This is a genomic window from Streptomyces synnematoformans (genome assembly GCF_039531005.1).
GTDB classification, from domain to species: Bacteria; Actinomycetota; Actinomycetes; order Streptomycetales; family Streptomycetaceae; genus Streptomyces; species Streptomyces synnematoformans.
Genome location: NZ_BAAAPF010000458.1, coordinates 1 through 4,031 on the forward strand (window position 1 = coordinate 1; position 4,031 = coordinate 4,031).

The following is a 4,031-nucleotide window of genomic DNA, read 5'->3' on the forward strand; positions in this document are numbered from 1 at the left end:
ACCCGCCGCGGCGCTCGGGCTCCGCGGCCGCGACCCAGCGCCCGTCCGGCAGCCGCTCCACGCCGGTCGCCGCGCCGATCTCGCCGCCGTCGGCGAACCGGTGCCCCAGCGCCGTCAGTTCCGCGCCGGCCGGCAGGTCGAGGAACGCCGGCTCCGCCGTCGTCGCGGCGGTGTTGCGCTGGGCCGCGCGCGGCGCCGCGATCGCCTCCGGCAGGGTCAGCCCGCGGTCCAGCCGCCCGGTCAGCACCTGCAGCACGGTGGTGATGATGGTCGAGCCGCCCGGTGAGCCGGTCGCCAGCAGCGGCTCGCCGTCGTCGAGGACGATCGTCGGCGACATCGAGGACCGGGGCCGCTTGCCCGGCCTCGGCAGGTTCGGGTCGGGCACGCCCGGCACGGACGGGGTGAAGGAGAAGTCCGTCAGCTCGTTGTTGAGCAGGAAGCCGCGGCCGGGCACCGTGATGCCGCTGCCGCCGGTCTGCTCGATCGTGAGGGTGTACGCGACGACGTTGCCCCACTTGTCGGCCGTGGTCAGGTGCGTGGTGCTCGGCCCCTCGTACGACGTGCCCGCCGGCGCCCGCGCCGCCTCGCAGCTGCCGTCCGGGCGGCGCGGGTCGCCCGGGGCGAGCGGGCTGGGCAGCACGGAGTCGGGGGAGATCAGGCAGGCGCGGGAGTCCGCGTACGACTGGGAGAGCAGCCCCCGCGTCGGCACCTTCGAGAAGCGCGGGTCGCCCACCCAGCGGCCGCGGTCGGCGAAGGCGATGCGGGACGCCTCCAGGAAGCGGTGGAGGTACTGGGTCTCGGACGACTCGCCCAGGTCGGTGCCCTCCAGGATGTTCAGCGCCTCGCCGACGGTGGTGCCGCCGGACGACGACGGCGCCATGCCGTAGACGTCGAGCCCGCGGTAGCCCACGCGGGTCGGCTGCTGCCGGGCGACGCGGTAGGAGCGCAGGTCGGCGGGGCGCAGGTCGCCGGGGCGTACGACCCGGTCGGCGTCCGGGTCGACGGGCGGGCGGCGGACGGCGGCGGACACGTCCGCGCCCAGGTCGCCGCGGTACAGCGCCCGGGTGCCCGCGTCGGCGAGCCGCGCGTAGGTGCCGGCCAGGTCGGGGTTGCGCAGCGTGCTGCCCACCTCGGGCAGCTCGCCGCCGGGCAGGAACAGCTCCCGGGTGGCGGGGAAGTCGCGGAAGCGCGCCTCGTTGGCGGCGGTCTGCGCGCGGAACGTCTCGTCCACCGTGAAGCCCTCGGCGGCCAGCCGCGTCGCCGGCGCCAGCGCGTCGCCGAGCGAGGAGGTGCCCCACCGCCGCAGCGCCTGCTCCCAGGTCGCCGCCGTGCCGGGCACGCCGACGGACAGGCCGCTGGTCACCGCCTCGGTGAACGGGATCGCCGCGCCGTCCTCGACGAAGAGGTCCTCGTCTGCGGTGCGGGGGGCCGTCTCGCGGCCGTCGAGGGTGGCGACGCGGCCGCTCTTCGCGTCGTAGTACACGAAGTAGCCGCCGCCCCCGATGCCCGCCGAGTACGGCTCGGTGACGCCGAGCGCGGCGGCCGTGGCGACGGCGGCGTCGACCGCGTTGCCGCCGTCGCGCAGCACCTCGATGCCGACGGCGGTGGCGTCGGCGTCGACGCTGGCCACGGCGCCGCCGTAGCCCGTCGCCACCGGTGACTTCGGCGGCGCGGGCGCGTCCGGCCGGGCGGCCGTCGGCGGGGCGGCGGCCACGGCGGTGGCGAGGACCGCGGCGAGGGCGAGGGGGACGGTGGCGCGGGGCCGCATGGGTGCCTCCCGGACGGGTGGGGGTCACGACCCGGCCCATTGTCGTGACCGCGACGGTCCTCGTCACCGGGGCGTGCCGTGCCGTCCCGACCGATCCGCTCGGCGAACGCCGCTCGGCGCCGGGCCGCTCCGCACCGAACCCGGTTGGACGGATCGTCTAGACTTGGACACTATGACTCATCTGGTGGACGAGCGCTCCGGCCGTACGTACCCCTTCGACGCCCTCCGCTGGCGCGCCGACGACGGCACCCCGCTGCAGGTCGGCGGCGTGCCCGGGATCGGCAGGGACGACATCGACACCGGCGAGCGCTCCCTGTGGCGCTACCGCGCCGCCCTGCCCTTCGGCATCGACGCGCCCGTCTCCCTCGGCGAGGGCCGCACCCCGCTGCTCGCCCGCCGCTGGAACGGCACGGACGTGCTCTTCAAGCCGGAGTGGTACGGCCCCACCGGCAGCTTCAAGGACCGCGGCGCCAGCGTCATGATCTCCGCGCTCGCCCACCGCGGCGTCCGCGAGGTCGTCGAGGACAGCTCCGGCAACGGCGGCGCCGCCGTCTCCGCCTACTGCGCCGCCGCCGGCATCCGCGCCCGCATCCTCGCCCCGGAGGGCACCTCCCCGGCGAAGGTGCTGCAGGCCCGCGCGTACGGCGCCGACGTCGAGCTGGTGCCCGGCGGCCGGGACGCCACCGCCGCCGAGGCCGTCCGCCGCTCCGCCGCCGTCCCGTACGCCGGACACAACTGGCACCCGCTCTTCCTCCAGGGCACCAAGACGCTCGCCTACGAACTCTGGGAGGACCTCGGCTTCGCCGCGCCCGACTGCGTCGTCACCGTCGCCGGCGCCGGCAGCACCGTGCTCGGCCTCGACGCCGGCTTCGGCGAACTCCTCGCCGCCGGCCGGATCCGCCGCCGCCCCCGGATCCTCGCCGCCCAGCCCGCCAACTGCGCCCCGATCCACGCCAGCTTCCGCGCCGGCGCCGACGGGCCCTCCCCCGCCGGCTACACCCCCGTTGGCGGGGGCACCCCCACTCCCGCCGACTTCGCCCCCACCATCGCCGAGGGCGCCGCGATCCGCGAGCCCGTCCGGCTGCCCGAGGTGCTGCGCGCCGTGCACCGCTCCGGCGGGGACATGGCGGCCGTCGGCGAGGACGGCATCCGCGCCGCCGTCGCCGGCCTCGCCGCCCTCGGGCTGTACGCCGAGCCGACCAGCGCCACTGCCGCCGCTGCCGTCGACGTCTTCCGGGCCCGCGGCGCCGTCCGGCCCGGCGAGACGACGGCCGTGCTGCTCACCGGCACCGGGCTGAAGGCGGCGCCGGTGCTGGCCGGGATGTTCGGGGGCGGGGCGTGAGCGCGGAGGACGAACTGCTGCTGCGCGAGGCCGAGAAGATCGTCACCGCGCTGGGCCGGATGTTCCCCGGAGTCTGCGAGGTCGTCCTGCACGACCTGCGCGACCCGGGGCACGCGGTGCGTACGATCGAGAACCCCCTCTCCGGCCGCGCCCCCGGCGATCCCGCGACCGAGCTGGGCCTCGCCCGCATCGAGGACCCGGACTACCCCGAGGTCATCCAGAACTATCCGAACCGCTTCCCCGACGGCCGCCCCGCGAAGAGCACGTCCATCGGCATCCGGAACTCGGCCGGCGCCTACGTCGCCGCCCTCTGCCTCAACCTCGACGTCTCCGTCCTGGACCGCGCGGCCGGCACGCTCACCCGGCTGACCGCCGTCGAGGACCCCGGCCTGCCGCTGACCGAGACCCTGCGGGCGCGTACGGCGGACGAACTGCGCGCGGCGGTGGAGGAGTTCGCCGCCGCGCGCGGGCAGACGCCGCGGGCGCTGGGCGCCGCCGACCGCCGCGAGCTGGTGCGCGACCTGCGCGAGCGGGGCCTGCTGGAGGTGAAGAACGCGGTCCGGCTGGTCACCGGCCTGCTGGGCGTGTCGCGCTCGACCGTCTACAACGACCTGCGGTGACGCGGGGGCCGAACGGGACATGCCCACGGCCCCGTTCGACCCCGTTCGGCCCCGCTCTGGATGCGCGCGGACGGCGGGCGGCCGAGGCTGACGATGGAGGTGTGCCCTGGCGGGAGGCGCGGCCGCGGGCGACCGCCGCCCGCCCTCCGCCGTTCGTACCGACCCGAGGAGCCGCCCATGCTCACCACCGCCGGCACCGTCGCAGACCCGGACAGCCCGCCCTCGCACACCGACGCGGCACACGGGCCCGCGGTGACCGCGACCGCCGTGGTGCAGGACCGCGCCGGCCGGGTGCTCGTCC

Annotated in this window: 3 protein-coding genes; 2 read left to right on the forward strand and 1 reads right to left on the reverse strand. The window is 77.1% G+C overall.

Annotated features, from left to right (window positions below):
* Nucleotides 1-1,768 (reverse strand): gamma-glutamyltransferase (ggt, locus tag ABD317_RS34295; RefSeq protein ID WP_344295337.1); only part of this gene is annotated, 1,768 nt, incomplete at its 3' end.
* 172 nt (nt 1,769-1,940) lie between these two features.
* Here ggt and ABD317_RS34300 point away from each other — a divergent pair.
* Both ABD317_RS34300 and ABD317_RS34305 read left to right on the forward strand, forming a co-directional pair.
* A complete protein-coding gene (locus ABD317_RS34300) occupies nt 1,941-3,110 on the forward strand; it encodes a threonine synthase (RefSeq protein ID WP_344295340.1) in 1,170 nt (389 codons plus the stop codon).
* A complete protein-coding gene (locus ABD317_RS34305; protein WP_344295343.1) occupies nt 3,107-3,730 on the forward strand; it encodes a helix-turn-helix transcriptional regulator in 624 nt (207 codons plus the stop codon). Before ABD317_RS34300 ends, ABD317_RS34305 begins: the two co-directional genes overlap by 4 nt.
* Nucleotides 3,731-4,031: the final 301 nt, after the last annotated feature.